This window comes from Blastococcus sp. Marseille-P5729, assembly GCF_900292035.1.
GTDB lineage: Bacteria > Actinomycetota > Actinomycetes > Mycobacteriales > Antricoccaceae > Cumulibacter.
The window spans coordinates 780,357-801,407 of record NZ_OMPO01000002.1; the positions used below are offsets into that span (position 1 = coordinate 780,357).

At 68.5% G+C, this 21,051-nt stretch carries 23 protein-coding genes; 9 read left to right on the forward strand and 14 right to left on the reverse strand.

The window, feature by feature from the left end; all coding sequences use genetic code 11:
• The first annotated feature begins 3 nt into the window (after window positions 1-3).
• Window positions 4-1,200 carry a sensor histidine kinase gene (locus DAA40_RS12260; protein WP_106849973.1) on the forward strand — a complete coding sequence of 399 codons (1,197 nt, stop codon included), beginning with the start codon at window positions 4-6 and terminating at the stop codon, window positions 1,198-1,200.
• Window positions 1,197-1,856 (forward strand): response regulator transcription factor, encoded by a 660-nt coding sequence (locus DAA40_RS12265; RefSeq protein ID WP_199849731.1) that lies wholly within the window; start codon window positions 1,197-1,199, stop codon window positions 1,854-1,856. The genes DAA40_RS12260 and DAA40_RS12265 overlap by 4 nt, the downstream gene beginning before the upstream one ends.
• Before the next feature lie 222 nt (window positions 1,857-2,078).
• Here the strand turns inward: DAA40_RS12265 and DAA40_RS12270 are convergent, their stop codons facing one another.
• From DAA40_RS12270 to ispF, 4 genes are all read right to left on the reverse strand, one after another.
• On the reverse strand, window positions 2,079-3,392 hold the full coding sequence (locus tag DAA40_RS12270) for a cytochrome P450 (protein ID WP_199849732.1): 1,314 nt from the start codon (window positions 3,390-3,392) through the stop codon (window positions 2,079-2,081).
• A 5-nt stretch (window positions 3,393-3,397) separates the two neighbouring features.
• Entirely contained in the window at window positions 3,398-3,595 is a 198-nt protein-coding gene (locus DAA40_RS12275; protein ID WP_106849974.1) for a ferredoxin, read from the reverse strand.
• A gap of 193 nt (window positions 3,596-3,788) precedes the next feature.
• The gene (locus DAA40_RS12280) at window positions 3,789-4,559 is read right to left on the reverse strand and encodes a crotonase/enoyl-CoA hydratase family protein (RefSeq protein WP_106849975.1); all 771 of its coding nucleotides are present in this window, start codon (window positions 4,557-4,559) and stop codon (window positions 3,789-3,791) included.
• Between the two features lie 165 nt (window positions 4,560-4,724).
• Entirely contained in the window at window positions 4,725-5,213 is a 489-nt protein-coding gene (ispF, locus tag DAA40_RS12285; protein ID WP_106850160.1) for a 2-C-methyl-D-erythritol 2,4-cyclodiphosphate synthase, read from the reverse strand.
• A 108-nt stretch (window positions 5,214-5,321) separates the two neighbouring features.
• Between ispF and DAA40_RS12290 the strand changes: the two genes are divergently transcribed.
• The 3 genes from DAA40_RS12290 to DAA40_RS12300 are packed head-to-tail and all read left to right on the forward strand — an operon-like array spanning window position 5,322 to window position 7,503.
• Complete coding sequence (locus tag DAA40_RS12290) at window positions 5,322-5,696, forward strand: helix-turn-helix transcriptional regulator (protein ID WP_106849976.1); 375 nt, start codon at window positions 5,322-5,324, stop codon at window positions 5,694-5,696.
• Window positions 5,693-6,763 carry a TIGR03086 family metal-binding protein gene (locus tag DAA40_RS12295; protein WP_106849977.1) on the forward strand — a complete coding sequence of 357 codons (1,071 nt, stop codon included), beginning with the start codon at window positions 5,693-5,695 and terminating at the stop codon, window positions 6,761-6,763. The genes DAA40_RS12290 and DAA40_RS12295 overlap by 4 nt, the downstream gene beginning before the upstream one ends.
• 41 nt (window positions 6,764-6,804) lie before the next feature.
• A complete protein-coding gene (locus DAA40_RS12300; RefSeq protein WP_106849978.1) occupies window positions 6,805-7,503 on the forward strand; it encodes a 2-C-methyl-D-erythritol 4-phosphate cytidylyltransferase in 699 nt (232 codons plus the stop codon).
• Window positions 7,504-7,661: 158 nt separating this feature from the next.
• On the opposite strand, the gene DAA40_RS12305 is transcribed toward DAA40_RS12300, so the two are convergent.
• Together DAA40_RS12305 and DAA40_RS12310 are read right to left on the reverse strand one after the other, a co-directional pair.
• Window positions 7,662-8,036 carry a hypothetical protein gene (locus DAA40_RS12305; RefSeq protein WP_106849979.1) on the reverse strand — a complete coding sequence of 125 codons (375 nt, stop codon included), beginning with the start codon at window positions 8,034-8,036 and terminating at the stop codon, window positions 7,662-7,664.
• Between the two features lie 18 nt (window positions 8,037-8,054).
• Entirely contained in the window at window positions 8,055-8,537 is a 483-nt protein-coding gene (locus DAA40_RS12310) for a CarD family transcriptional regulator (RefSeq protein ID WP_106849980.1), read from the reverse strand.
• A gap of 278 nt (window positions 8,538-8,815) precedes the next feature.
• Here DAA40_RS12310 and DAA40_RS12315 point away from each other — a divergent pair, with 278 nt between their 5' ends.
• The 3 genes from DAA40_RS12315 to disA all read left to right on the forward strand — a co-directional run bounded on the left by DAA40_RS12315 (window position 8,816) and on the right by disA (window position 12,115).
• Window positions 8,816-9,460 carry a hypothetical protein gene (locus DAA40_RS12315; protein WP_106849981.1) on the forward strand — a complete coding sequence of 215 codons (645 nt, stop codon included), beginning with the start codon at window positions 8,816-8,818 and terminating at the stop codon, window positions 9,458-9,460.
• Window positions 9,461-9,546: 86 nt separating this feature from the next.
• On the forward strand, window positions 9,547-10,938 hold the full coding sequence (radA, locus tag DAA40_RS12320) for a DNA repair protein RadA (protein ID WP_106849982.1): 1,392 nt from the start codon (window positions 9,547-9,549) through the stop codon (window positions 10,936-10,938).
• A 121-nt stretch (window positions 10,939-11,059) separates the two neighbouring features.
• Entirely contained in the window at window positions 11,060-12,115 is a 1,056-nt protein-coding gene (gene disA / locus DAA40_RS12325) for a DNA integrity scanning diadenylate cyclase DisA (protein ID WP_106849983.1), read from the forward strand.
• A gap of 110 nt (window positions 12,116-12,225) precedes the next feature.
• Here the strand turns inward: disA and DAA40_RS12330 are convergent, their stop codons facing one another.
• Entirely contained in the window at window positions 12,226-13,020 is a 795-nt protein-coding gene (locus DAA40_RS12330; RefSeq protein ID WP_158716410.1) for a hypothetical protein, read from the reverse strand.
• A gap of 215 nt (window positions 13,021-13,235) precedes the next feature.
• Between DAA40_RS12330 and DAA40_RS12335 the strand changes: the two genes are divergently transcribed.
• The gene (locus DAA40_RS12335) at window positions 13,236-14,114 is read left to right on the forward strand and encodes an A/G-specific adenine glycosylase (protein WP_199849733.1); all 879 of its coding nucleotides are present in this window, start codon (window positions 13,236-13,238) and stop codon (window positions 14,112-14,114) included.
• Between the two features lie 54 nt (window positions 14,115-14,168).
• On the opposite strand, the gene DAA40_RS12340 is transcribed toward DAA40_RS12335, so the two are convergent.
• The 7 genes from DAA40_RS12340 to DAA40_RS12370 form a co-directional block, all read right to left on the reverse strand.
• A complete protein-coding gene (locus DAA40_RS12340; protein ID WP_106849986.1) occupies window positions 14,169-15,113 on the reverse strand; it encodes a hypothetical protein in 945 nt (314 codons plus the stop codon).
• A gap of 182 nt (window positions 15,114-15,295) precedes the next feature.
• On the reverse strand, window positions 15,296-15,598 hold the full coding sequence (locus DAA40_RS12345) for a dihydrofolate reductase family protein (protein ID WP_255413589.1): 303 nt from the start codon (window positions 15,596-15,598) through the stop codon (window positions 15,296-15,298).
• An 84-nt stretch (window positions 15,599-15,682) separates the two neighbouring features.
• The gene (locus DAA40_RS12350; RefSeq protein WP_199849734.1) at window positions 15,683-16,090 is read right to left on the reverse strand and encodes a hypothetical protein; all 408 of its coding nucleotides are present in this window, start codon (window positions 16,088-16,090) and stop codon (window positions 15,683-15,685) included.
• Window positions 16,091-16,095: 5 nt separating this feature from the next.
• Window positions 16,096-16,728 (reverse strand): hypothetical protein, encoded by a 633-nt coding sequence (locus DAA40_RS12355; RefSeq protein WP_106849989.1) that lies wholly within the window; start codon window positions 16,726-16,728, stop codon window positions 16,096-16,098.
• Window positions 16,721-17,353, reverse strand: coding sequence for a hypothetical protein (locus tag DAA40_RS12360; protein ID WP_106849990.1), 633 nt, complete (start codon window positions 17,351-17,353; stop codon window positions 16,721-16,723). Before DAA40_RS12360 ends, DAA40_RS12355 begins: the two co-directional genes overlap by 8 nt.
• A 159-nt stretch (window positions 17,354-17,512) precedes the next feature.
• Window positions 17,513-18,100, reverse strand: a complete 588-nt coding sequence (locus tag DAA40_RS12365) for a hypothetical protein (protein WP_106849991.1) — start codon at window positions 18,098-18,100, stop codon at window positions 17,513-17,515.
• A 140-nt stretch (window positions 18,101-18,240) separates the two neighbouring features.
• The gene (locus DAA40_RS12370; protein WP_106849992.1) at window positions 18,241-20,892 is read right to left on the reverse strand and encodes an ATP-dependent Clp protease ATP-binding subunit; all 2,652 of its coding nucleotides are present in this window, start codon (window positions 20,890-20,892) and stop codon (window positions 18,241-18,243) included.
• Window positions 20,893-21,051 lie beyond the last annotated feature (159 nt).

The following is a 21,051-nucleotide window of genomic DNA, read 5'->3' on the forward strand; positions in this document are numbered from 1 at the left end:
ACGATGACCGTCGACCTCAGCTCCAGCAAGCCCGAGCGGAACGCGCAGGCGATCGACCTGATCGTCTTCGTGATCGCGAGCGGCGTGCTGCTGCCGGCGAGCATCTCCAGCGTCCGCGGGTCGACGCTCGGCGCCGCGTGGCAGTGGGCCGACCTGGTCGCCGTCGTCGCGCTGCACGCGGTCTTCCTCACCAGCCGGCGCTGGCCGGTCGAGACCTACGGGGTGGCCTGCGCGGCGATGGCGACCTTGGCGCTCTCGCCACACCTGACGCTCGCCGAGCAGGTGATCCCCGCGATCGTGCTGCCGTCGTCGCTGCTGTTCTTCTACGCCCTGTACGCCGTCGCGCTCCGGCGTGATGCGCGCACCGCGCTGATCTCGCTGGGAGCCGCGCTGCTGGGCGCCTCGGCGGTGACCTGGCGGCTTTCCACCACGCTGGACTGGACCTCTGATGTCGGCACGGGGGCCGGAGCGGCGGTGATTCTCGCCGGCGTCGCGATCCTCGGCCCGATCGCCGCGTGGGCCCTGGGCCGGCTCCGCTCGACCCGCGTGGCCTTCCTCGCCGAGCTCGAGGAGCGCGCCCGCCGTACCGAGGCCGACCGGCAGCGCGAGCGGGAGCAGGCCGCGTCCGACGAGCGGACCCGGATCGCCGCCGAGATGCACGACGTCGTCTCGCACTCGCTCGCGGTGATCGTCTCGCAGGCCGAGGGTGGCCGGATGATCGCTACCGACGAGCAGACCCGCGACGTCCTGCGCACGATCGGCACCACCGGCCGGACGGCGCTCGCCGACATGCGCTCCATGCTCGGCGTCCTCCGTTCAGACGACGTACGCCGCGGCGCGCCGTTGACCGGGATCAACGGGATCCCAGCGCTCGTCGAGCAGTCGGGAGGCCGGCTGGTGGAGCGCGGGGAGCAACAGCAACCGGCGGCCGCGGTGGCGCTGGCGGCATACCGGATCGTGCAGGAGTCGCTCACCAATGCCCTCAAGCACGGGTCCGGCCCGGTGACGGTCGAGCTCGACTGGAGCGACGGGCTGGCGATCACCGTGACCAACCCGGCTTCCGGTGCGACGGACTCGGGTACCGGGTCCGGTGTCATCGGGATGCGCCAGCGCGCCGAGGCCGTCGGCGGTACCCTCGCCGCGGGCCCGCACGGTGGCGACTGGGTGGTCCACGCCGTCCTTCCCTTGGAGGTCAAGTGATCCGAGTAGCGCTCGTCGATGACCAGCCCCTGCTGCGCAGCGGCGTCGCCATGGCCCTCGGGTCCCAGCCGGACATCGAGGTGGTCTGGCAGGCGGACGACGGCAGGCAGGCAGTCGAGACGAACGCGCGGGACGCGGCCGACATCGTCGTAATGGACGTCCGCATGCCCGTCATGGACGGGATCGCCGCCACGGAGGCGATCTGCCGTGACCAGCCGCAGTCGCGGGTGCTCGTGCTGACGACCTTCGACCTCGACGAGCACGCCCTCGATGCCTTGCGTGCCGGGGCGAGCGGCTTTTTGCTGAAGGACGCGCCGGCCGAGGAGCTGATTGCCGCCGTCCGACATGTCGCCTCGGGCGAGGCGGTGCTGGCCCCGGCCACGACGGCCCGGCTCGTGCAGCACTTCGTCGAAGGCTCCGCGCGGACGGCGTCCGACCAGGCGCTCCAGGCGGTTCAGGCGGTGGGGTCGCTCACCGGGCGCGAGCGCGAGATCACCCGCCTGATCGCCCGCGGGCTCACGAACCCGGAGATCGCCGACGAGCTCTACCTGTCGGAGACCACCGTGAAGACGCACGTGCGGGCGATCCTGCGCAAGCTCGGTGCTCGTGATCGCGTGCAGATCGTGATCACCGCCTACGAAGCTGGCCTCGTCTGAGACTGCTTACCCACCGGCAGCCGCGGCTGAGGCTGGTTACCCGCAGGTAGATGTCCCCAGATGCGGCGTTCTTGCCACATCCGGGGACAAATAGATCCCGGACCATCCGGGGACGTCCTTGATCCGTCGTCCTAGCGAGGTGCCTCGCGGACGTCGGCACGGGTCTAGACATGCGTATCGGGCGCGCTCTGGGAGGATGCGCGCCCGATACGGGAGGAAGACTTATCGGATCAGTATAGGCATGGATCGGGGGCCGCGGATCTGGCCGACGCTCCACTTGGTCTGGTCGCCGTCCTTCGGGAACGAGAAGTCCGGGAAGCGGTTCACGAACTCCTCGATGGCCACCTTCAGCTCCAGACGGGCCAGGTTGGATCCCAGGCAGCGATGAATTCCAAGACCGAACGCCGAGTGCCGGTTGACCTGGCGGTCGATGATGAACTTGTCCGCGTTCTCGATGAACTCCGGGTCGCGATTGGCGGCCGGGAAGGGAAGCAGGACGAAGTCCTCCTCCTTCATCGGGCAGCCGTTGAACTCGACGTCCTGCTTGACCAGACGCGCCATGGTGACCGGCGCGTAGGCCCGCAGAAACTCCTCCAACGCAAAGATCATGACGTCGGGATCGTTTCGCAGCCGCTCGACGTCCGCCGGGTTCTGCGCGAGATGCCAGAGCGAGGCGCCGATCGCGCTCCACGTGGTGTCGATGCCGGCGATCAGCAGCAGCAGGATCGCGCCACGCACCGTCTCATGCGCCAGCGGCTGGCCGCCGATCTCGGAGTTGAGCAGGTAGGTGGTCAGGTCGTCGCGCGGGTTCTCCACGTGCGCCTGGATCTGCTCGTCGAGGTAGGCGTTGAACTCCAGCCCGAACGCGGCCTTCTCCTCCGGCGGCGCGTCGATGTTCTCCAGCACGTTGTAGATGAAGTAGCGGAACTTGTCGTCGTCCTCAGGCGGGAAGCCCAGCATCCGCGAGATGACGGCCGGCGGGATGTGCTGCGCGTACTGCGTGGCGGCGTCGATGACCGTCTCACCCGGGGTGATCTCGCCGAGGTCGTCGAGGCGCTGGCGGCAGATCTCGCGGATCTCATCCTCTAGCGGATCGATCTTGTTGGGGCGGAACTGCGACAGCAGCAGCTTGCGCGCCATCTGGTGGAACGGCGGGTCGCTGGTGATCGGCGGGGCCTGGCCGATCGGCGACATCGCGGGATCGATGCGACCGTTGACCACGACGACCTGGCGGCTGGTGAAGTTGTCCGTGTCGTAGGCGATGGCGCGGACATCGGCGTGGGTGGTCGGCAGCCAGGTGCCGCCGTACCGGTTGCTGTGCGCGATCGGGCACTTCTCGCGAAGGTCGTCCCAGATCTCGTGCGCGTTCTTGTTGTACGCCGGGTCGGCGTGGTCGAAGTCGGTCGCCCAGTCGGCGACCGGGATCCCGTGGCTGGAGGGGTACATCTTGACCACGCCCTCGGGAAGCTCGTGGCCGTCGGAGGCGAGCATCGGCTCACCGGGGCCCTTCGAGAGATCTAGCGGTTCGGCTGACATTCGTCCTAGTCCTCCTCGAGCGACAGTGCGAACTCGGGGCAGTTGTCGACGGCGAGTTGGGCTTTGTCGCGCAGGTCGTCGGGAACCTCGCCATCACCCTTGATCACGGCGTACCCCTCGTCGTCCACGTCGACGAGCTCGGGTGCGAGTACCTTGCAGCGGTTGTGGCCTTGGCAGGCCTCGGGATCAACTTTGAGTCGCATGACCGAACGCTATCCGCTAGTGATAGCGATCACAAGAGTTGAACGCCGTTTAATTGACGACCGAATCATGTTCGTTATCGCCCGGCGACGTCGTCCTACGGATCCTGGCCGACGGACCGACAGGGACGGCGATGCCCGCCCGGACGCCGGGTCGCGGCGTCCAGACGGGCATCGAGGAGTCCTATTGAGAGGGCTACTTGCCCTTCCACTGCGGGGCGCGCTTCTCGGCGAACGCGGTCGCGCCCTCGATGGCGTCCTCGCTCTTGAAGACCGGGTCGATGATGTCGGCCTGCCAGGCCAGCAGGTCCTTGTCGATCCACTTGATCGAGCCCGAGACGAGCTGCTTGGAGGCCTTGACGGCGAGCGGTCCGTTCTGGGCGATCTTCTTGGCCAGCTCAAGCGCCTCGTCGAGCGCCTTGCCCTCCTCGGCCACGCGGGTGACCAGGCCGAGCTCCTGAGCGCGCTCGGCCTTGATGAAGTCGCCAGTCAGCGCGAGCTCCATGGCGGCGCCGTACGGCATGGTCTTGGCGAGCTTGAGGACGCCGCCCGCGGCAGCGACGAGGCCGCGCTTGGCCTCCGGGATGCCGAACTGAGCGGTCTTTGCCGCGACGATGATGTCGGCGGCGAGGGCCAGCTCGCACCCGCCCGCGAGCGCGTAACCCTCGACGGCGGCGATCAGCGGCTTGGCGATCTCGGCCTCGGTGAGGCCGGCGAACCCGCGGCCCGGGATCGAGGGGCGCTCGCCCTTGGCGAAGGCCTTCAGGTCCATGCCGGAGCAGAAGGTGCCGCCGGCGCCGGTGATGATCAGCGCGACGACCGAGTCGTCGGCCTCGAGCTTGTCGACGGCATCGGCTACGCCCTGGGCGACACCCAGGTTGACCGCGTTCTTGGCCTCGGGACGGTTGATGGTGATCACGCCGACGCCGTCGGTGATCTCTACCTTGACGAGCTCGCTGTCGCTCATGTGCGCTCCTGACTAGTTAGCAAGACGAACTTCTCCGCCTCGACGATAACGCCCCACCGGCGACCTGACCACCCTGTCAACTCCGTTCTGCGGGGCTGGGCAGACCGCTTTCGGCCCCGTAGCGTGCTCCACTGCCCCGCAGAACCACAAGGGCGGACGGCGGGGTCAGGAGACGGACGACGAGCGGGGGTAGATCAGCGCGACGGCATTGGCCAGGCGGCCCTCCTCGCGGCCGGGATAGCCCAGCCCGTCGGTGGTGGCGCCGGCGACCGACACCGGCGCCCCGATGACCTCACTCAGGAGGGCCTGCGCCTCGTCGCGCCGCGTGCCGATCTTGGGGGTATTGCAGACGATCTGCACCGAGGCGTTGCCGATCTCGAAGCCCGCGTCGCGCACGAGCCGCACGCACTCGGTCAGCAGCTGGACGCCGGACGCACCGGCCCACTCCGGTCGGCCGGTTCCGAAGACCGCTCCCAGGTCGCCCAGCTGGGCGGCGGCCAGCAGCGCGTTGCAGAGTGCGTGGCACGCCACGTCGGCGTCCGAGTGCCCGGCGCAACCGTCGACGCCGTCCCACCGCAGGCCCGCCACCCAGCACTCGCGACCGATCTCGATGGCGTGGATGTCGGTGCCGGTGCCGACGCGCGGGACGATCATGCGCCCAGCGTAGATGGCCACCAACCGCGGATATTCAACCGTCTGGTTGACAACTGTCGGCACCAAGGCCTACGGTTTTCTCAACCGATCGGTTGAGAAAGGGGCGCGATGACAGACACTCTGTCCCGGGCGTTCGCCGCGCTGGCCGATCCGATCCGGCGCGACATCGTCGTCCGGCTCTCGATCGGCGACGCGACGGTGGGCGAGCTGGCCGCGCCGTACGACGTAAGCCTGCAGGCGATCAGCAAGCATCTGAAGGTGCTGGAGGACTCCGGCCTCGTCTCCCGCCGTCGCGACGCCCAGCGGCGTCCGGCACACCTGGAGGCCGAGGCGCTCGGCGAGCTGACCACCTGGATCGAGCGATATCAGCGACAGGCCGAGGAGCGCTTCTCCCGGCTCGACGACGTCCTGGCCCGCATGGCGCAGGACGAGATGGAACAGAACGAGCAAACCCACCCCCGTTCGAGAGGAGAGCACCGATGAGCACCAATGACCACATCACGACCGCCCGGATCGAGGCCGCTGAGCACGTGCCACTGATCCGCATCACCCGCGACTTCAAGGCGACGCCGGCGCAGCTGTTCCGCGCCCACACCGACCCGGACCTGTACGCCGCGTGGGTCGGCCCGCACTCGGTACAGACCCGGATCGACTACTGGGACGCGCGCAGCGGCGGGTCATGGCGGTTCCTGAACCTGCGGGCCGGCGAGGAGTTCGCCTTCCGGGGCTGCTTCCACGAGGTCCGCCCCGACCGGATCGTCCAGACCTTCACCTGGGAGGGCATGCCAGACGCCGTGTCGTTGGAGACGATGACCTTCGAGGACCTCGGCGACGGCCGGACCCGGCTGCATGCCCAGTCGCTGGTCGATTCCTTCGAGGGCAGGGATGCGTGGCTCCAGAGCGGCATGGACGTCGGCGTCAACGAGGGATACGCGAAGCTCGACGACCTGATCGCAAGCGACGCGGCTGCGCTCAGCCCGCTCCCCCAGCGCGCGCTCGCCGAGAAGTACCGGGCGATCGCCTCCGAGTTCGACCGCCGGGTCCGGGCGGTCAGCGACTGGGACGTTCCGACGCCGGTCAAGGAGTGGACGGCGCGCGACATCGTCGACCACCTCGCCACCTGGCTGCCCGCCGTCCTCAGCAGCGCCGTGCAGCTCGACCCCGGGCCGCCGGCGTCCAAGGATCCGGTCGGGGCGTGGGAGAACCTCGATCGTCAGGTGCAGGCCATCTTCGACGATCCGGCGTCGATGGAGATCATCCACGCGAACCCGAACACCGGCGAAAACCCCCTGCCGGTGATCATCGATCGCATCTTCACCGGAGACGTCTTCTTGCATACCTGGGATCTGGCCCGCGCGACCGGTCAGCCCGACCGGCTCGATCCCGACATGGTGCACGACGCCTACGAGGGGATGCGCGCCGCCGAGGAGTTCCTGCGGCCGACCGGTCAGTTCGGCGAACAGCAGCCCGTGCCGGACGACGCGACCGAGCAGGAGAGGCTGTTCGCCTTCCTCGGCCGCGATCCCCGCTGGAGCCCACCGGCCTCCTGACCGCATGGCGGCCGCCCCGGCCGCAGTAGGCTCGGCTGATCATGAGCTTCTCAGTCGCAGTGGTGCTCGCCGGAGGGCGCGGCACGCGCGTCGGCGCCGATCGCAACAAGGTGCTGCTGGACCTCGCGGGACGGCCCGTCATCGGCTGGTCCATCGCCGCTTTCGCCACACATCCCTCGATCGACCGCGTCGTGCTGGTCGGGCATCGCGACGACCTCGACGAGCTCGGCCGAATCGCCGAGACGTACGGTGTCCGCGATGTCATTGAGGGCGGCGCCGAGCGCGCCGACAGCGAACGGGCCGCGCTCGACCTGCTGCGCGCCGAGATCACGGCTCGATCCGTTGCGTCAGTGGTGATCCACGACGGCGCCCGGCCGTGCGTGTCACCGGGTCTCATCGATCGGGTCGTACGCAGCGCTCGCGTCGAGGGAGTCGTCCCGACTCTGGAGGCTCCCCCGCTGGTGCACATCGCGGCGTCGCGGATCTCCGCCGCGCCAGGGCATCTGATGAGGGCGCAGACGCCGCAGGGCGGTCCGGCCGCGTGGTTGCTAGCGGCGTACGACGATGCGCAAAGCGCCGGGTATATCGGCACCGACACGGCGTCGTACCTGGAGCGTGCCGGGTACGACGTACGGGCGGTGCCTGGCGAGGAGCAGAACCTGAAGATCACCTATGCGGCGGATCTATCGGTCGCTGAGGCGACGCTCACCGGCCTGCACGACAAGGACGCTGGTCGTTGACACCAGTGCACCCCGCCGCGTCTCCACCAACCACCGGCTGCCGTCGACGACCGTCGGATGAGCCACGAGCCTCCGGCCGCCGTTGACGACCGTCGGATGAGCCATGCGCTTGCGACCGAGTCACGGTGTCGCCCGCGGCTTCTCTGAAGCCGCAGGGGTCAGGCGGGCAGCGAGTTCAGCGGTCCCGCACGCTCCAGAAGATTCCGCAAGAGTGCTTCGGGATCAGCTCCATCGAGAATCGTCGATTCAGCGACAATCGGGTAACCGGCGATCGCCAGCTCTTCACGCGGCACCGTCGCGCGCACCAGACCGTCGGCGTCGACGTCCTTGACGGTCTCCGGCATCGGCGTCGTGCTCACCCACGCCTCGGCCTGTCCAGCCCAGCGCGTCACCTGATCTGCCAACGCGGGTAGGACGTCGGCGTCCGGCCCGATCGCCACTGTGCCGGAGAAAGAGTGAAGGTCGCCCGCCGACGTCAGCCGGCAGGCGACCTTCATGCCAGCACTCGCGATGTACAGATCAGTCCACTGCATCGAAGAGTGCTGCTCCGATTAGGAGTCGAGAACCTCGTCGAGGAGGATCTCCGCCTTCTCCTCGGTGGTGTCCTCAGCGAGCGCGAGCTCCGAGACCAGGATCTGACGGGCCTTGGCCAGCATCCGCTTCTCGCCGGCGGACAGCCCGCGCTCCTTGTCCCGCCGCCACAGGTCGCGGACTACCTCAGCGACCTTGTTGACATCTCCGGAGGCAAGCTTCTCGACGTTCGCCTTGTACCGACGCGACCAGTTCGTCGGCTCCTCGGTGTGCGGCGCACGAAGCACCTCGAAGACCCGGTCCAGACCCTCCTGGCCGACAACGTCACGAACACCGACGACCTCGGCGTTGTCCGCGGGCACGCGCACGGTCAGGTCACCCTGCTGAACTTTGAGAACCAGATAGGTCTTCTCTTCGCCCTTGATGGTGCGCTTCTCAATCGCTTCGATCAGTGCCGCCCCGTGATGGGGGTAGACCACGGTCTCGCCGATGTTGAATTCCATATTTGCTTATCTCCTATCGGGTTGTGTCAATTCTAACACGCCATGAACGACGAGAAAAGTTGAGAGGTTCGACGTTTTGCCAGGTCAGCGGCGGTTTTCATGAGCAACTCCGGTTTGACATCTGCGCAAAAATTTGCTGCGCACTACGAAGGAAGGGCAGCCAGGCAGAGCGCGGGGCGATCGTGGATGAGCCAAATGACGCGTGCCGGTGACATCCCCGTGAGGTCCTCGCACTACTCTATTGCGAAGACGCTTGCACCAAGATCGAGGAGTCTGTCGTGAGCCTGACCGCCGCACCGCGCCGCAGCGCGCGCCGTTCCCGCCTGGCTGCCGCCGCGATCGCCCTTCCGATGGCGGTGGGCCTGGCGCTGACCGGTTGCTCGGCTGGCCAGCATGCCCAGACAACCGAGAAGCGCCCCGCGGTCGAGGGATCGACCGCCGAGACCGGTGACCTGCGCATTCTCAACGCGCACTTCGTCTCGCCCGGCGAGGACGGCAAGTACGAGGCCGGCGCCGAGGTGGAGATGGAGATGGTCGTGACCAGCACTGGCGCGGCCGACGAGATCACCAGCATCACGGTGGACGGCGCGGAAGCCACCATCTCCGGAGGCGGCGGTAGCGCGGGTCAGAGCGGCGCCCCCGAGGGCGATGCGGACACCAACTCCGAGGCCCCCTCGGCCGAGGGCGCGCTCACAGTGCCGGCCGACGGCATGCTCGTGATCGGCGGCGACCAGGGCGAGGCCACCGTCACCGCCACCCTGGCCGACGAGGCCTACCCGACCACGCTGATCCCGGTCACGATCAGCTTCCGTGAGGCCGGGGACGTCGAGATCGAGGTGCCCATCGCCGTCGAGTGGGAGGACGTCCCGCGCGATCCCGAGCAGCAGTACCACCCCAAGGAGGGTGAGGGCGGGGGTCACTAACCCCGTTGCACAGCTTCCAGACAGACGCCCGGCCGGCTGGCCGGGCGTCTGCTGTTTTGTCTGGGCGCTGAGGCAGAGTGGAGCGCATGGCAGGAAAGGTCAAGCAGAGCTACAAGTGCTCCGAATGCGGCAACGTCACCGCACGCTGGTTCGGGCGGTGCCCGGAGTGCCAGTCGTGGGGCACGCTTGAGGAGTCCGGCGGCGGCTCGGCCGCGCTGCGCAGCCTCACCGCCGGCGCCGTCAGCGCTCCCGCGAAGCCGATCCGCCAGGTGGACGTCGAGGCGGCCCGCGCCCGGCCGACCGGCGTCAGCGAGCTCGACCGGGTGCTCGGCGGAGGTCTCGTGCCCGGCTCGGTGGTGCTGCTTGCGGGCGAGCCGGGAGTCGGCAAGTCCACCCTGCTGCTGGAGGTCGCGAGCAAGTTCGCGGACGCCGACCGCAAGGCGCTGATCGTCACCGGTGAGGAGTCCGCCTCACAGGTGCGACTGCGCGCCGAGCGAACGGGCGCGCTCGCGCCGTCCCTCTACCTCGCGTCGGAGACCGACCTGTCGGCGCTCATCGGGCATGTGGACGCCGTACGGCCCGGCCTGCTCGTCGTGGACTCGGTGCAGACCCTCGCCTCCCCCACCGTCGACGGCTCCGCGGGCGGCATCACGCAGGTGCGCGCGGTCGCAGCCGCGGTGATCGCGCTGGCGAAGGAACGCGGCATCGCCGCCGTCCTCGTCGGGCACGTCACGAAGGACGGCTCGATCGCTGGGCCCCGGATGCTCGAGCACCTCGTGGACGTCGTCCTGCACTTCGAGGGTGACCGGCACTCGACCCTGCGGATGGTGCGTGCGATCAAGAACCGGTACGGCGCCGCTGACGAGGTCGGCTGCTTCGAGATGGTCGACGACGGAATCCGCGGCCTCGCCGACCCCTCCGGGCTGTTCATCAGCGACCGCAAGGACACCGTCGAAGGCACCTGCATCACGATCGCTGTCGAGGGACGCCGTCCGATCCCCACCGAGGTACAGGCCCTGACCAACCCGAGCCAGATCCCGTCGCCGCGCCGCTCGGTCAGCGGACTGGACTCCTCGCGGGTAGCGATGAGCCTGGCCGTGCTGGCGCGCTCCGGCTATCCACTCGGCGATCGCGACGTCTTCGTCGCGACGGTCGGGGGCGTCAAGGTCACCGAACCGGCTGCCGATCTGGCGATCGCGCTGGCGCTCGCCTCCGACCTGCGCAGCAAGCCGCTGCCGCCGTCCCTCGTGGCGTTCGGCGAGGTCAGTCTGGCCGGCGACATCCGCCGCGTGACGGGCGTGTCGCGGCGGCTCACCGAAGCCGCGCGGATGGGTTTCAAGACGGCGATCGTGCCACCGGGTACGGGCAAGGCACCGGCAGGCCTACGGGTCGTAGAGGTGCGCAGCCTGCGTGAGGCGCTGCTCGCGGCAGGCCTGCCGGCTCGGCCTGGGGCCGGGGCAGGATCGGCGACAGGGTAGGCGCCGACGCCGGGGTGGACCGACGGCTGGCTCGCACGGCTGGCCTCCCGGTCACGTCGGGCGCAGCGATAGCATGAGCGGGTCAGTCACGCCGCTTCGTACCCCGCCTCGATAGGACGTCATGCTCCGCTCGATCCTCGCCTCGATGGCGCCGGGAACGGCCCTGCGCGAGGGTCTGGACCGGATCCTGCGCGGCCGCACCGGCGGGCTGATCGTCCTCGGCTGGAACCGCGCTGTCGAAGGACTCTGCACCGGCGGCTTCCCCATCGACACGGAGTTCTCGGCAACCCGGCTTCGCGAGCTGTGCAAGATGGACGGCGCCGTCGTCCTCTCCAGCGACGGTACGCGGATCGTGCGGGCCAGCGTCCACCTGATGCCCGACGCGTCCGTGAGCACCGACGAGTCCGGGACGCGGCACCGAACCGCGCAGCGAGTCGCGGTGCAGACCGGCGTACCGGTCATCGCGGTGAGCCAGTCAATGAACGCGATCACCTTGTACGCGGACGGCGAGCGGCACCGCATCGAGCATCCCACTGTGCTGCAGGACCGGGCAAACCAGGCGCTCGCGACGCTGGAGAAGTACAAGCATCGCCTCGATGAAGTCGCTGGAACCCTTTCTGCGCTGGAGATCGAGGATCTCGTGACAGTTCGGGACGTGGCCGCGGTGAGCCAGCGGCTGGAGATGGTCACTCGGATCTCCGAGGAGATCGCCGGGTACGTCAGCGAGCTCGGCACCGACGGCAGGCTGCCGGCTCTCCAGCTCGAGGAGCTGATGGCCGGGGTCGTCGACGAGCGAGCGCTGATCGTACGCGACTATCTGGTCGCCGGCCGCCGGGCGCGGAGCGTCGAGAGCGTGCTCGAGCAGCTTGAGGGGATGCCGTCGGCGGACCTGATCGACCTCGCGGCGATGAGCGTCGCCCTCGGTTTCGCCGGGACGCCGGAATCGCTGGACGAGGCGGTGAGCCCACGCGGGTATCGGCTGCTGGCTCGGGTTCCACGGTTACCGGTGCCGGTCATCGAGCGGCTCGTCGATCACTTCGGCACCCTGCAGCGACTGCTGGCCGCCACTCCCGAGGAGCTGACCGAGGTGGAGGGCGTCGGCGAGACCCGGGCCCGCGGCATCCGCGAGAGCCTCTCTCGCCTGGCCGAGACCACCATCCTCGACCGCCACCTTTAGCAGGGGCGTTCTCTGGCCGCGTTTTCCGGTGACCGAGGTTTATCTCGGCGCTAGCGAATTCGCCCCTGCCGCAACCGCACGCCACACCGATCCGCGACGGCAAGTACCGGTTACGGCTCGATGGTGAAGGGGACCCGCTCGCTAACGACGCCGTCCTGGACGGCCTCGAGCAGATAGCTGCCGGCGCCGAGCGTCTGGCGCGGGGTCGAGCAGCCCGGCGACGACGTCTTGCCGGCCCAGACCAGCGAGAAGTCGACCTTCTGTCCGGGCGCGAGCAGCCGGGTGTCGTCGGAGGACTCCGGATAGCAGTCGTTGCTGGACCACAGGCGAGTACCGTCCGCGGCGTACACCAGCAGCTCCTGGTTGGCCGCATTCAGGTTGCGCAGGCACTCGGTCCCACCGGCGTTGGTGACGCTCAGCACGAGCGTCGGCTTGTCGCCCGAGCGGATCGGTGAGGTCGCGATGCCCGCCTGGACGACGATTTGCGCAGCCTCACACACGGCGGGGGCAGCGGGCGGAGCCGGGGGTGCCGGCGCCGGAGCGGGCTCGGTGGCCGGCGCAGGCTCCGCGGAAGTCCTCGGCGTAGGCTCGCTGGGCTGCTGCGCCCCGGACGCCGACGCATCCGAAGCGCCCGAGGCCGCCGCGGCCGAGCCGCTGACGCCCGAGCCGCTGGCGCCAGAAGTACTCGCATCGGAGCCGCTCGAACCATCACCCTCGCTCGCCGAGGATCCGGCGTCCGCCGAGGAGGAAGTCTTGGTTGCGGCCGAGGCCGGTGCGTCGTCCCCTCCGAAGATCCGCGCGGTGACCCAGAAGAACACGATCACGGCCAGGACGACCGCCACCAGCGCAGCAATGCGCCGGCGCCAGTACACCGAGGGGTGGAGTGGTCCGACTGGTTCGAGCACGTCTTCAAATCTAGGTCGTGGACGGCTCAAGTCCGGGTAGCAAACGCCGTAGCAGCCCGGATCCGTCGAGACTCCGTCTGCCCCCGTGGGTCCGGCAAAGGAGCGGTTGAAAACGCAGCGTCTGCGGCCGGGCATCGGGATAGTGACCCTCGTCTTGCTTCTGCCGCTGCGTTTTCAGCAGCGCCAGTCACCCGGAAGCGGGCAGGATGGTCGCCATGCCTTCGTCCGACGACGCGCTGGTGGCCGCGATCAGCGACTGGTACGACGACCACGCCCGCGAGCTGCCCTGGCGCGGTCCGGGCGCGACGCCGTGGGCGGTGATGGTCAGCGAGTTCATGCTGCAGCAGACGCCGGTGTCGCGGGTGATCCCGGCGTTCGAGGCGTGGATGGCGAAGTGGCCGGCGCCGTCCGACCTGGCCGCGGCGAGCATCGGCGAGGCGGTGCGGATGTGGGGCAAGCTCGGTTATCCGCGCCGAGCGCTGCGGTTGCATGCGGCGGCGGCCGAGATCACCGAGTCCTACAACGGCGTCATACCAAGCGCTCTGTCGGATCTTCGCGGGCTGCCCGGTGTCGGCGAGTACACGGCGGCGGCGATCTGCGCCTTCGCTTTCGGGCGGCGGGTGGCGGTGGTCGACACCAACGTGCGGCGCGTCGTGCACCGCGCCGTGCTGGGCGCTGCGGACGCCGGCCCGAGCACGACGAAGGCCGACTTCGCGCTGGTCGAGTCGATGCTGCCCGACGCCCCCGCGGAGGCGGCAAAGCTGTCGATCGCGCTCATGGAGCTCGGCGCCCTGGTGTGTACGGCGAAGAATCCCCGGTGCGCCGACTGCCCGATCGTCAGCGCGTGCGCGTGGGTGGCGGCGGGGAAGCCGGAGTACGACGGTCCACCGAAACGGGTGCAGCGATTCGCCGGAACCGACCGGCAGGTGCGTGGACTGCTGATGGACGTACTGCGCGGCAACGAGGGCAGCGTCGCGAAGGCGCAGCTAGACGTCGTCTGGAGCGATGGCGAGCAGCGGGAGCGAGCCCTCGCCGGCCTCCTGGCCGATGGTCTCGCCGTCCGCACTCCCGACGGCACCTACACCCTCCCTTAGCCCGATTTTGGATTGAAGCGCTCGCTGAGCGAGCGCTTCAATCCAAAATCGGGGTCAGAACTGGGTGATGGAGATGGTGGGGTTCAGGACGCCGGCGGCGGCCATCTGGTCGACGATCGCCTGAAGCTGCGCGTGACCCTCGTCCGGCAGGGTGCGCCCGGAGTTCACCTCGACGTCCAGGTGGGTCTCCGACTCGTAGGCGTACGCCGTGAAGTCCTGCACGATGCCGTCGTCCCCGGGCTCTCCGATGTATGTCTCCCGGAAGTCGACCATCTGGGTGGCGAAGACCGACCAGCCGGGCTGGTACGGCGTACCGGCCGCCACCGCGACGGTCCCGTACGCCCTGGGGCAGCTGAATTGGACCTCGACCGACGGGATTCCCGCAGTGGTGGCTGCACCGGTGATCACCGGGACGCTCGTCTGCGCCGCACCGTCGAGGTCGGCGCAGGTCGCCACCTCGAGCCGAGTGCTGAGCTCGAACGCGGCAGCGGCGTCGTCTGATGCGACATAGGCGGCTCGCGCAGTGGTCAGCACGACGGTGTCGACGAATGCCTGCGCCATCGCAGTGCTGAATCCGCTGTGGTCGGCAGCGCGTACCTCGAGGGAGTGCTGGTCATCGAAGCGGAGCGTGACAGCGGGGCCGCCTCGGTCGGTGAACTCCGACGGCAACCGCTCGGCACTGGACGCGTCGTGGGTGGCGACGATCTGCTGCACCTGCTCGGCGGTGGTCGACGGAACGAGATCGACTGTGGCCTGGTAATGCGGCCGCCAACCCTTGCACCTGTCGATGCACTCGCGCTCCACGACCACCGTCACCTGCGCGACGCCAGGCTGCTGCTCGAGCTGTTCCTCGATGCCCTGTGCGATCGCCGGATCGGGTTGCTCGGGCTCGGGGTACTCGCGGGTCATCCCGAAAGTGATGGGAGCACCGATCGCGAAGACCACGGCGACGACGGCAGCGACGATGCCGAGCAGCACCCACAGCAGCTTCTTGGTCATCGTCATCCTCATCGCCGGTCGTCAAGGGGAACCCTACGACGGCTCGTCGGCGAGTGGCCGTTCCGGCGCCGCCCCGACCCTCCCCCGATTCTCTTACGAACGCGGGTCACCGGCGCCTGGCGGGCGGCGGCAGACACCACCAGCAGACCGCGGCGCAGCCGCCAGTCGACAGCCCCAGACCGCTACGCCACGTCGTACACCAGCTTCAGCACGCCGTTGCCGTAGGCCTCCTGCTCGATAGCGAGAGTCGCGCTGCCATGCACGATGATCGGTCCGCCGTCGGTCTCCTTCAGTGCGCGGACGTCGTCCAGCGAGCGCAGCACGTGCGGTGCCTCCCAGGTGCCGTCGTCCGACTCGGGGAGCGTCGTCGAGACGACGTACTTCGGCATGGCGTTGTACTTGCCGAACTCCTCGGTCATCGACGGCCAGACCGGCGCGAACTCCTGGTAGGAGACGCGGCCGAGCAGCATCGCCTCGGAATGCAATCTGCGGGGCAGTGGAGCACGCTATCGGTTAGATAGCGCGCCCCACTGCCCCGCAGAAGCAGAACGTCGCAGGCAGGACCGGCCCTAGATGGTGGCGCCTCCGCCGGCGCTGTCACCGGACGGCGTCCCGTGGTCAGGCGACGACCCTGGAGAAGCCTCCGGAACAGCACCGGTGCCGCCGATCTGGTCGATGGTGGTGCTGGCGTCGTCCGCGCCGACCTTCACCGGCTCGGCCCGCTTCTCGCTGCTGAAGCCGAAGTGGAAGTCGAACAGGCCGTTCTTCTCCGCGGCGAGGATCTTCTCGGTCGGGATGGACTTGCCGTCGGCGTCGATCGCGTCGACCTTGATGACCGATCCGGGCTCGATCTCGCCATAGAGGATCTTCTCCGACAGCGGGTCCTCGATGTCGCGCTGGATCTCGCGGCGCAGCGGGCGGGAGGTTTGCGCGATCTCCGCTGCATCTGGACCCGACTCGCTCGACGAGCCGAGCACTGGAGTCAGCTGTCCTCGTCGTACGCCGCGGCCTGACCCTCGTAGAGCTCGGCGTACATCGCGGCGGTCATCCGGCCGGCGGCGCGAATGGCCGGATCGCTGGGATCCAGCAGCGCCGCCGCGTGCGTCAGCGAGGCCTGCGAGAGCACCAGACGCAGCTCCTCGACACCCTCGGCTAGCTCCTCCGAGCGGACGGCGCGCTCAGCCGACCCGAGCCGGCCCTCGAGCTCGTCCTCGATCCTGTCGACCTCGGAGGCCCGCACGGCCGCGTCGAAGTACGCCGGGGCCTGGCGTGCGGCGGCGGACACGACCGCCCGGTTCCGCTCGCACTCTCGGATCCGCACCGCGACCCCGCGCGCAATCAGCCTCCCGTTCCCGAGCAGCCGGTTCAGCAACTTCGCGTACCCGACGCCGACCACGATGCAGACCGCGACGGTCACCAGGCTTACATTCCCGTCCTCGCTCCCAATGAACGTGGCAACGATCGATCCGAGCATGAGCCCGCCGATTCCACCCAGGATGGGCGAGGCCGGGGTCACCAGCCGTCGGCCTGGGGCAGCGATCGTCCAGCAGGTCGGTGGGCCGACGCGCACGTTGGGCTGTAGGTGCGGGGCGCGAATGGGTGCTGCGTCAGCCACGGCGACCTCCTTCGAGATAGGCCCGCACGGTCGCCTCGCGATCGGTAGCAGCGGCATCGAGTCGGTCGGCGTACGCCGCGAGCCGACCCACTAGCTGCGCGTCATGGGCCCCGGCGACGCTGCCCGCGGCGTGCAGCTCGCGCATCTGCTCGGACTGCAGCCGCAGCGCGTCGGCGCGAGCGAGCTCCTCGGCCTGATCGAAGTAACCGATCGCGTGAGACTCGGCGAATCTCAGCAGATCGCGAGCGAGCGGCTGAGTCATCCGCATCGAGATCACGTCTCCGCGCCTGAGCGCCGCCTGGAGCTTGCCTTCGCTGCCCACCACAAGACGTATCGGGTACGGCACAGTCAAAGCGAGAACGAACACGACGATCAAGACGATGCCCGTGATCGTCCGCCCGGGAGATCGGTCATCAGCGTTGGTCAACAGCAGCAGCGACACGAACCAGAGCACGAACACGGCCAGGCTGGCGATGGGGATGCTCACGGATGAACCGACCGGGATCCACGCGCCGCGGCGTCCGAAGTAGATCAGCTTCTCTTGCTCATCGAGATAGCCGCCCAGGACCTGCTTACCGAAGACCGCGCTGTCGATACCGTGCAACGGCCGAATATCGTCGTCCATCGTCCCGCCCAACCGTGCTCGCCTGCCCTGATGGCGGCTTGGAGTTCATCCTAGGGGTGCGAGTTCCCCACAAGGCAGCTGTCTTCGTCGTACGCCACGGGCCCTCGTACAGCTCGGCGCACATCGCGGCAGTGAGATGCCCTGCGGCGCGAATGACGATTAGATGCGCTTGAGCTTCGACTGGGGATCGACGACGCCGAGGTCGGCGAGCTGCGCGACGGCGTCCTTCACACTCGCGGACATCTCGGCGCGGTCGGTCGCCAGCGAGGTCTCGATGACGACGTGCGTCTGCGTGCCGTCGAAGCTGAGCAGGATGTCGCCAGAGTGTCCGCCCGCGCCGGGAGGGCCGCCCGCATCGGTGACAGCGACGAGGTCGGAGACGGCGTCCGACCACCCCGGCTGATACCCGATCGCGCTGTCTACCGCCAGCTCCCCGGCGACGTTGTCGCACTCCAGGTGAAGCAGCACGTGCTCCTCACCGTTCGACTGGGCAGCGGCGGTGAGGTCGGGCAGGTGCTGTTGCATGAGCGCGTCGAGATCGGTGCAGGACGCCGTCTGCAGCTCGGCCGCCGGTGTCAGAGCAGGCGTCGAAGAGCCCGCCGTACTCGATGCGGCATCCGACCCGGCTGACTCGCCCTCCTTGTCGAGCGTGTCGCTCAGGTAGAACATCAGGACGGCGTATCCAACGAGCAGCACGGCGGCGAGGCCGATGACGGCCCACGCCAGCTTGCCCAGCACCTCCCGCATTCACGCTCCTCGTCATCATCCACCGGGTCATGAGTAGTCATCGCCCGCCACACGCATCTGCGGGGCGGTGGAGCACGCTATCGGTTAGATAGCGCGCCCCACTGCCCCGCAGAAGCAGAACGTCGCAGGCAGGACCGGCCCTAGATGGTGGCGCCTCCGCCGGCGCTGTCACCGGACGGCGTCCCGTGGTCAGGAGACGACCCTGGAGAAGCCTCCGGAACAGCACCGGTGCCGCCGATCTGGTCGATCGTGGTGCTGGCCTCGTCTCCGCCGACCTTCACCGGCTCTGCGCGCTTCTCGCTGCTGAAGGAGAAGTGGAAGTCGAGCAGCTTGTTCTTGTCCGCGGCGAGGATCTGATCCAGCGGCAGGGACTTGCCGTCGGCGTCGATCACGTCGACCTTGATCACCGATCCGGACTCGATCTCGCCATAGAGGATCTTCTCCGAGAGCGGGTCCTCGATGTCGCGCTGGATCTCGCGGCGCAGCGGACGGGCACCCATGACCGGGTCGAAGCCCTTGCGTGCGAGCAGGTTCTTCGCGGTCTCGGTGAGCTCGATGGTGAGGTCCTTCTGGGCCAGCTGCTCGCCGACGCGGGCGATCATCAGGTCGACCATCTGGACGATCTGCTCCTGGGTGAGCTGGTGGAAGACCACGATGTCGTCGATGCGGTTGAGGAACTCCGGTCGGAAGTTCTTCTTCAGCTCGTCGTTCACCTTGAGCTTCATGCGCTCGTAGCTGGAGCTGTCGTCGTTGCCGGACTGGAAGCCCAGGCCGACAGCCTTCGAGACGTCCTTGGTGCCGAGGTTGGTGGTCAGGATCAGCACCGTGTTCTTGAAGTCGACGATGCGGCCCTGGCCGTCGGTGAGACGTCCCTCCTCGAGCACCTGCAGGAGCGTGTTGAACACGTCCGGGTGCGCCTTCTCGATCTCGTCGAACAGGACGACGGAGAACGGCTTGCGGCGCACCTTCTCGGTGAGCTGTCCGCCCTCGTCGTACCCGACGTAACCCGGAGGGGCACCGACGAGCCGCGAGACGGTGTAACGGTCGTGGAACTCCGACATGTCGATCTGGATCAACGCATCGGAGTCACCGAACAGGAACTCCGCGAGCGCCTTGGCGGTCTCGGTCTTGCCGACGCCCGAGGGGCCGGCGAAGATGAACGAGCCACCGGGACGCCTGGGGTCCTTCAGGCCGGCGCGGGTGCGGCGGATCGCCTGCGAGACCGACGTGATGGCGTCGTCCTGGCCGATGATCGTCTTGTGGAGCTCGTCCTCCATGCGCAGCAGGCGGGTGGTCTCCTCCTCGGTGAGCTTGAAGACCGGGATGCCGGTCCAGTTGGCCAGCACCTCGGCGATCTGCTCCTCGCCGACCTCGCTGATGACGTCGAGGTCGCCCTGGCGCCACTGCTCCTCGCGCTCGGCCTTCTTCTCCTGAAGCTTGCGCTCGTCGTCGCGGAGCTTGGCGGCGCGCTCGAAGTCCTGCGAGTCGATGGCCGATTCCTTCTCGCGGCGTACGCCGGCGATCTTGTCGTCGTACTCGCGCAGGTCCGGCGGGGCGGTCATCCGCTTGATGCGCATCCGGGCGCCGGCCTCGTCGATAAGGTCGATGGCCTTGTCGGGCAGGAACCGGTCGCTGATGTAGCGATCGGCCAGCTGCGCGGCGGCGACCAGCGCGTCGTCGGTGATGGAGATGCGGTGGTGCGCCTCGTAGCGGTCGCGCAGGCCCTTGAGGATCTCGATGGTGTGCTGCAGCGACGGCTCGCCGACCTGGATCGGCTGGAAGCGACGCTCCAGGGCGGCGTCCTTCTCGAGGTGCTTGCGGTACTCATCGAGCGTGGTCGCGCCGATGGTCTGCAGCTCGCCGCGGGCCAGCATCGGCTTGAGAATGTTGGCCGCGTCGATCGCGCCCTCGGCGGCGCCGGCTCCGACGAGGGTGTGAATCTCATCGATGAACAGGATGATGTCGCCGCGGGTGCGGATCTCCTTGAGGACCTTCTTCAGCCGCTCCTCGAAGTCACCGCGGTAGCGCGATCCGGCGACGAGCGCGCCGAGGTCGAGGGTGTAGAGCTGCTTGTCCTTCAGCGTTTCGGGGACGTCGCCCTTGACGATCGCCTGGGCGAGGCCCTCGACGACGGCGGTCTTGCCGACGCCGGGCTCACCGATCAGCACCGGGTTGTTCTTGGTGCGGCGACTGAGCACCTGCATCACGCGCTCGATCTCCTTCTCGCGCCCGATGACCGGGTCGAGCTTGCCCTCGCGGGCGGAGGCGGTGAGGTTGCGGCCGAACTGGTCGAGCACCAGGCTGGACGACGGCGTCCCCTCGGCGGGCGCGCCGGCGGGCGCGGGCTCCTTGCCCTGGTAGCCCTGCAGCAGCTGGATGACCTGGGTGCGGACGCGGTTGAGCTCGGCGCCGAGCTTGACCAGGACCTGGGCGGCGACGCCCTCGCCCTCACGGATCAGGCCGAGCAGGATGTGCTCGGTGCCGATGTAGGTGTGGCCGAGCTGCAGCGCCTCACGCAGCGACAGCTCGAGCACCTTCTTGGCGCGCGGGGTGAACGGGATGTGCCCGGTCGGCGCCTGCTGGCCCTCGCCGATGATCTCCTCGACCTGGCTGCGGACGGCCTCCAGCGAGATGTTCAGCGACTCGAGCGCCTTGGCCGCTACGCCCTCACCCTCATGGATCAGGCCCAGCAGGATGTGCTCGGTGCCGATGTAGTTATGCGAGAGCATGCGGGCTTCTTCTTGCGCGAGTACGACGACTCGGCGGGCCCGGTCAGTAAAGCGTTCGAACATGCGTCTGTCTCCTTCAAGGCCGCTCCCGTAGGAAGCAGCGCGCAGGGCGCCGGAGCGGTCATCCCATTAAACGACGCCTTCGCCCGGGTTTCTTCCTCTCGAGCGGTTCAGTGGGTACGCCGGGAGCGAACGCGGAGACCACCAACCCTCGACCGAAAA

Bases quoted from the DNA above. Each gene is read 5' to 3' on its own strand.
- DAA40_RS12260 (WP_106849973.1), top strand. From the start codon at position 4: ATGACCGTCGACCTCAGCTCCAGCAAGCCCGAGCGGAACGCGCAGGCG.
- DAA40_RS12270 (WP_199849732.1), bottom strand. From the start codon at position 3,392: ATGTCAGCCGAACCGCTAGATCTCTCGAAGGGCCCCGGTGAGCCGATG.
- DAA40_RS12275 (WP_106849974.1), bottom strand. From the start codon at position 3,595: ATGCGACTCAAAGTTGATCCCGAGGCCTGCCAAGGCCACAACCGCTGC.
- DAA40_RS12280 (WP_106849975.1), bottom strand. From the start codon at position 4,559: ATGAGCGACAGCGAGCTCGTCAAGGTAGAGATCACCGACGGCGTCGGC.
- ispF (WP_106850160.1), bottom strand. From the start codon at position 5,213: ATGATCGTCCCGCGCGTCGGCACCGGCACCGACATCCACGCCATCGAG.
- DAA40_RS12290 (WP_106849976.1), top strand. From the start codon at position 5,322: ATGACAGACACTCTGTCCCGGGCGTTCGCCGCGCTGGCCGATCCGATC.
- DAA40_RS12295 (WP_106849977.1), top strand. From the start codon at position 5,693: ATGAGCACCAATGACCACATCACGACCGCCCGGATCGAGGCCGCTGAG.
- DAA40_RS12300 (WP_106849978.1), top strand. From the start codon at position 6,805: ATGAGCTTCTCAGTCGCAGTGGTGCTCGCCGGAGGGCGCGGCACGCGC.
- DAA40_RS12305 (WP_106849979.1), bottom strand. From the start codon at position 8,036: ATGCAGTGGACTGATCTGTACATCGCGAGTGCTGGCATGAAGGTCGCC.
- DAA40_RS12310 (WP_106849980.1), bottom strand. From the start codon at position 8,537: ATGGAATTCAACATCGGCGAGACCGTGGTCTACCCCCATCACGGGGCG.
- radA (WP_106849982.1), top strand. From the start codon at position 9,547: ATGGCAGGAAAGGTCAAGCAGAGCTACAAGTGCTCCGAATGCGGCAAC.
- disA (WP_106849983.1), top strand. From the start codon at position 11,060: ATGCTCCGCTCGATCCTCGCCTCGATGGCGCCGGGAACGGCCCTGCGC.
- DAA40_RS12335 (WP_199849733.1), top strand. From the start codon at position 13,236: ATGCCTTCGTCCGACGACGCGCTGGTGGCCGCGATCAGCGACTGGTAC.
- DAA40_RS12340 (WP_106849986.1), bottom strand. From the start codon at position 15,113: ATGACCAAGAAGCTGCTGTGGGTGCTGCTCGGCATCGTCGCTGCCGTC.
- DAA40_RS12360 (WP_106849990.1), bottom strand. From the start codon at position 17,353: ATGGACGACGATATTCGGCCGTTGCACGGTATCGACAGCGCGGTCTTC.
- DAA40_RS12365 (WP_106849991.1), bottom strand. From the start codon at position 18,100: ATGCGGGAGGTGCTGGGCAAGCTGGCGTGGGCCGTCATCGGCCTCGCC.
- DAA40_RS12370 (WP_106849992.1), bottom strand. From the start codon at position 20,892: ATGTTCGAACGCTTTACTGACCGGGCCCGCCGAGTCGTCGTACTCGCG.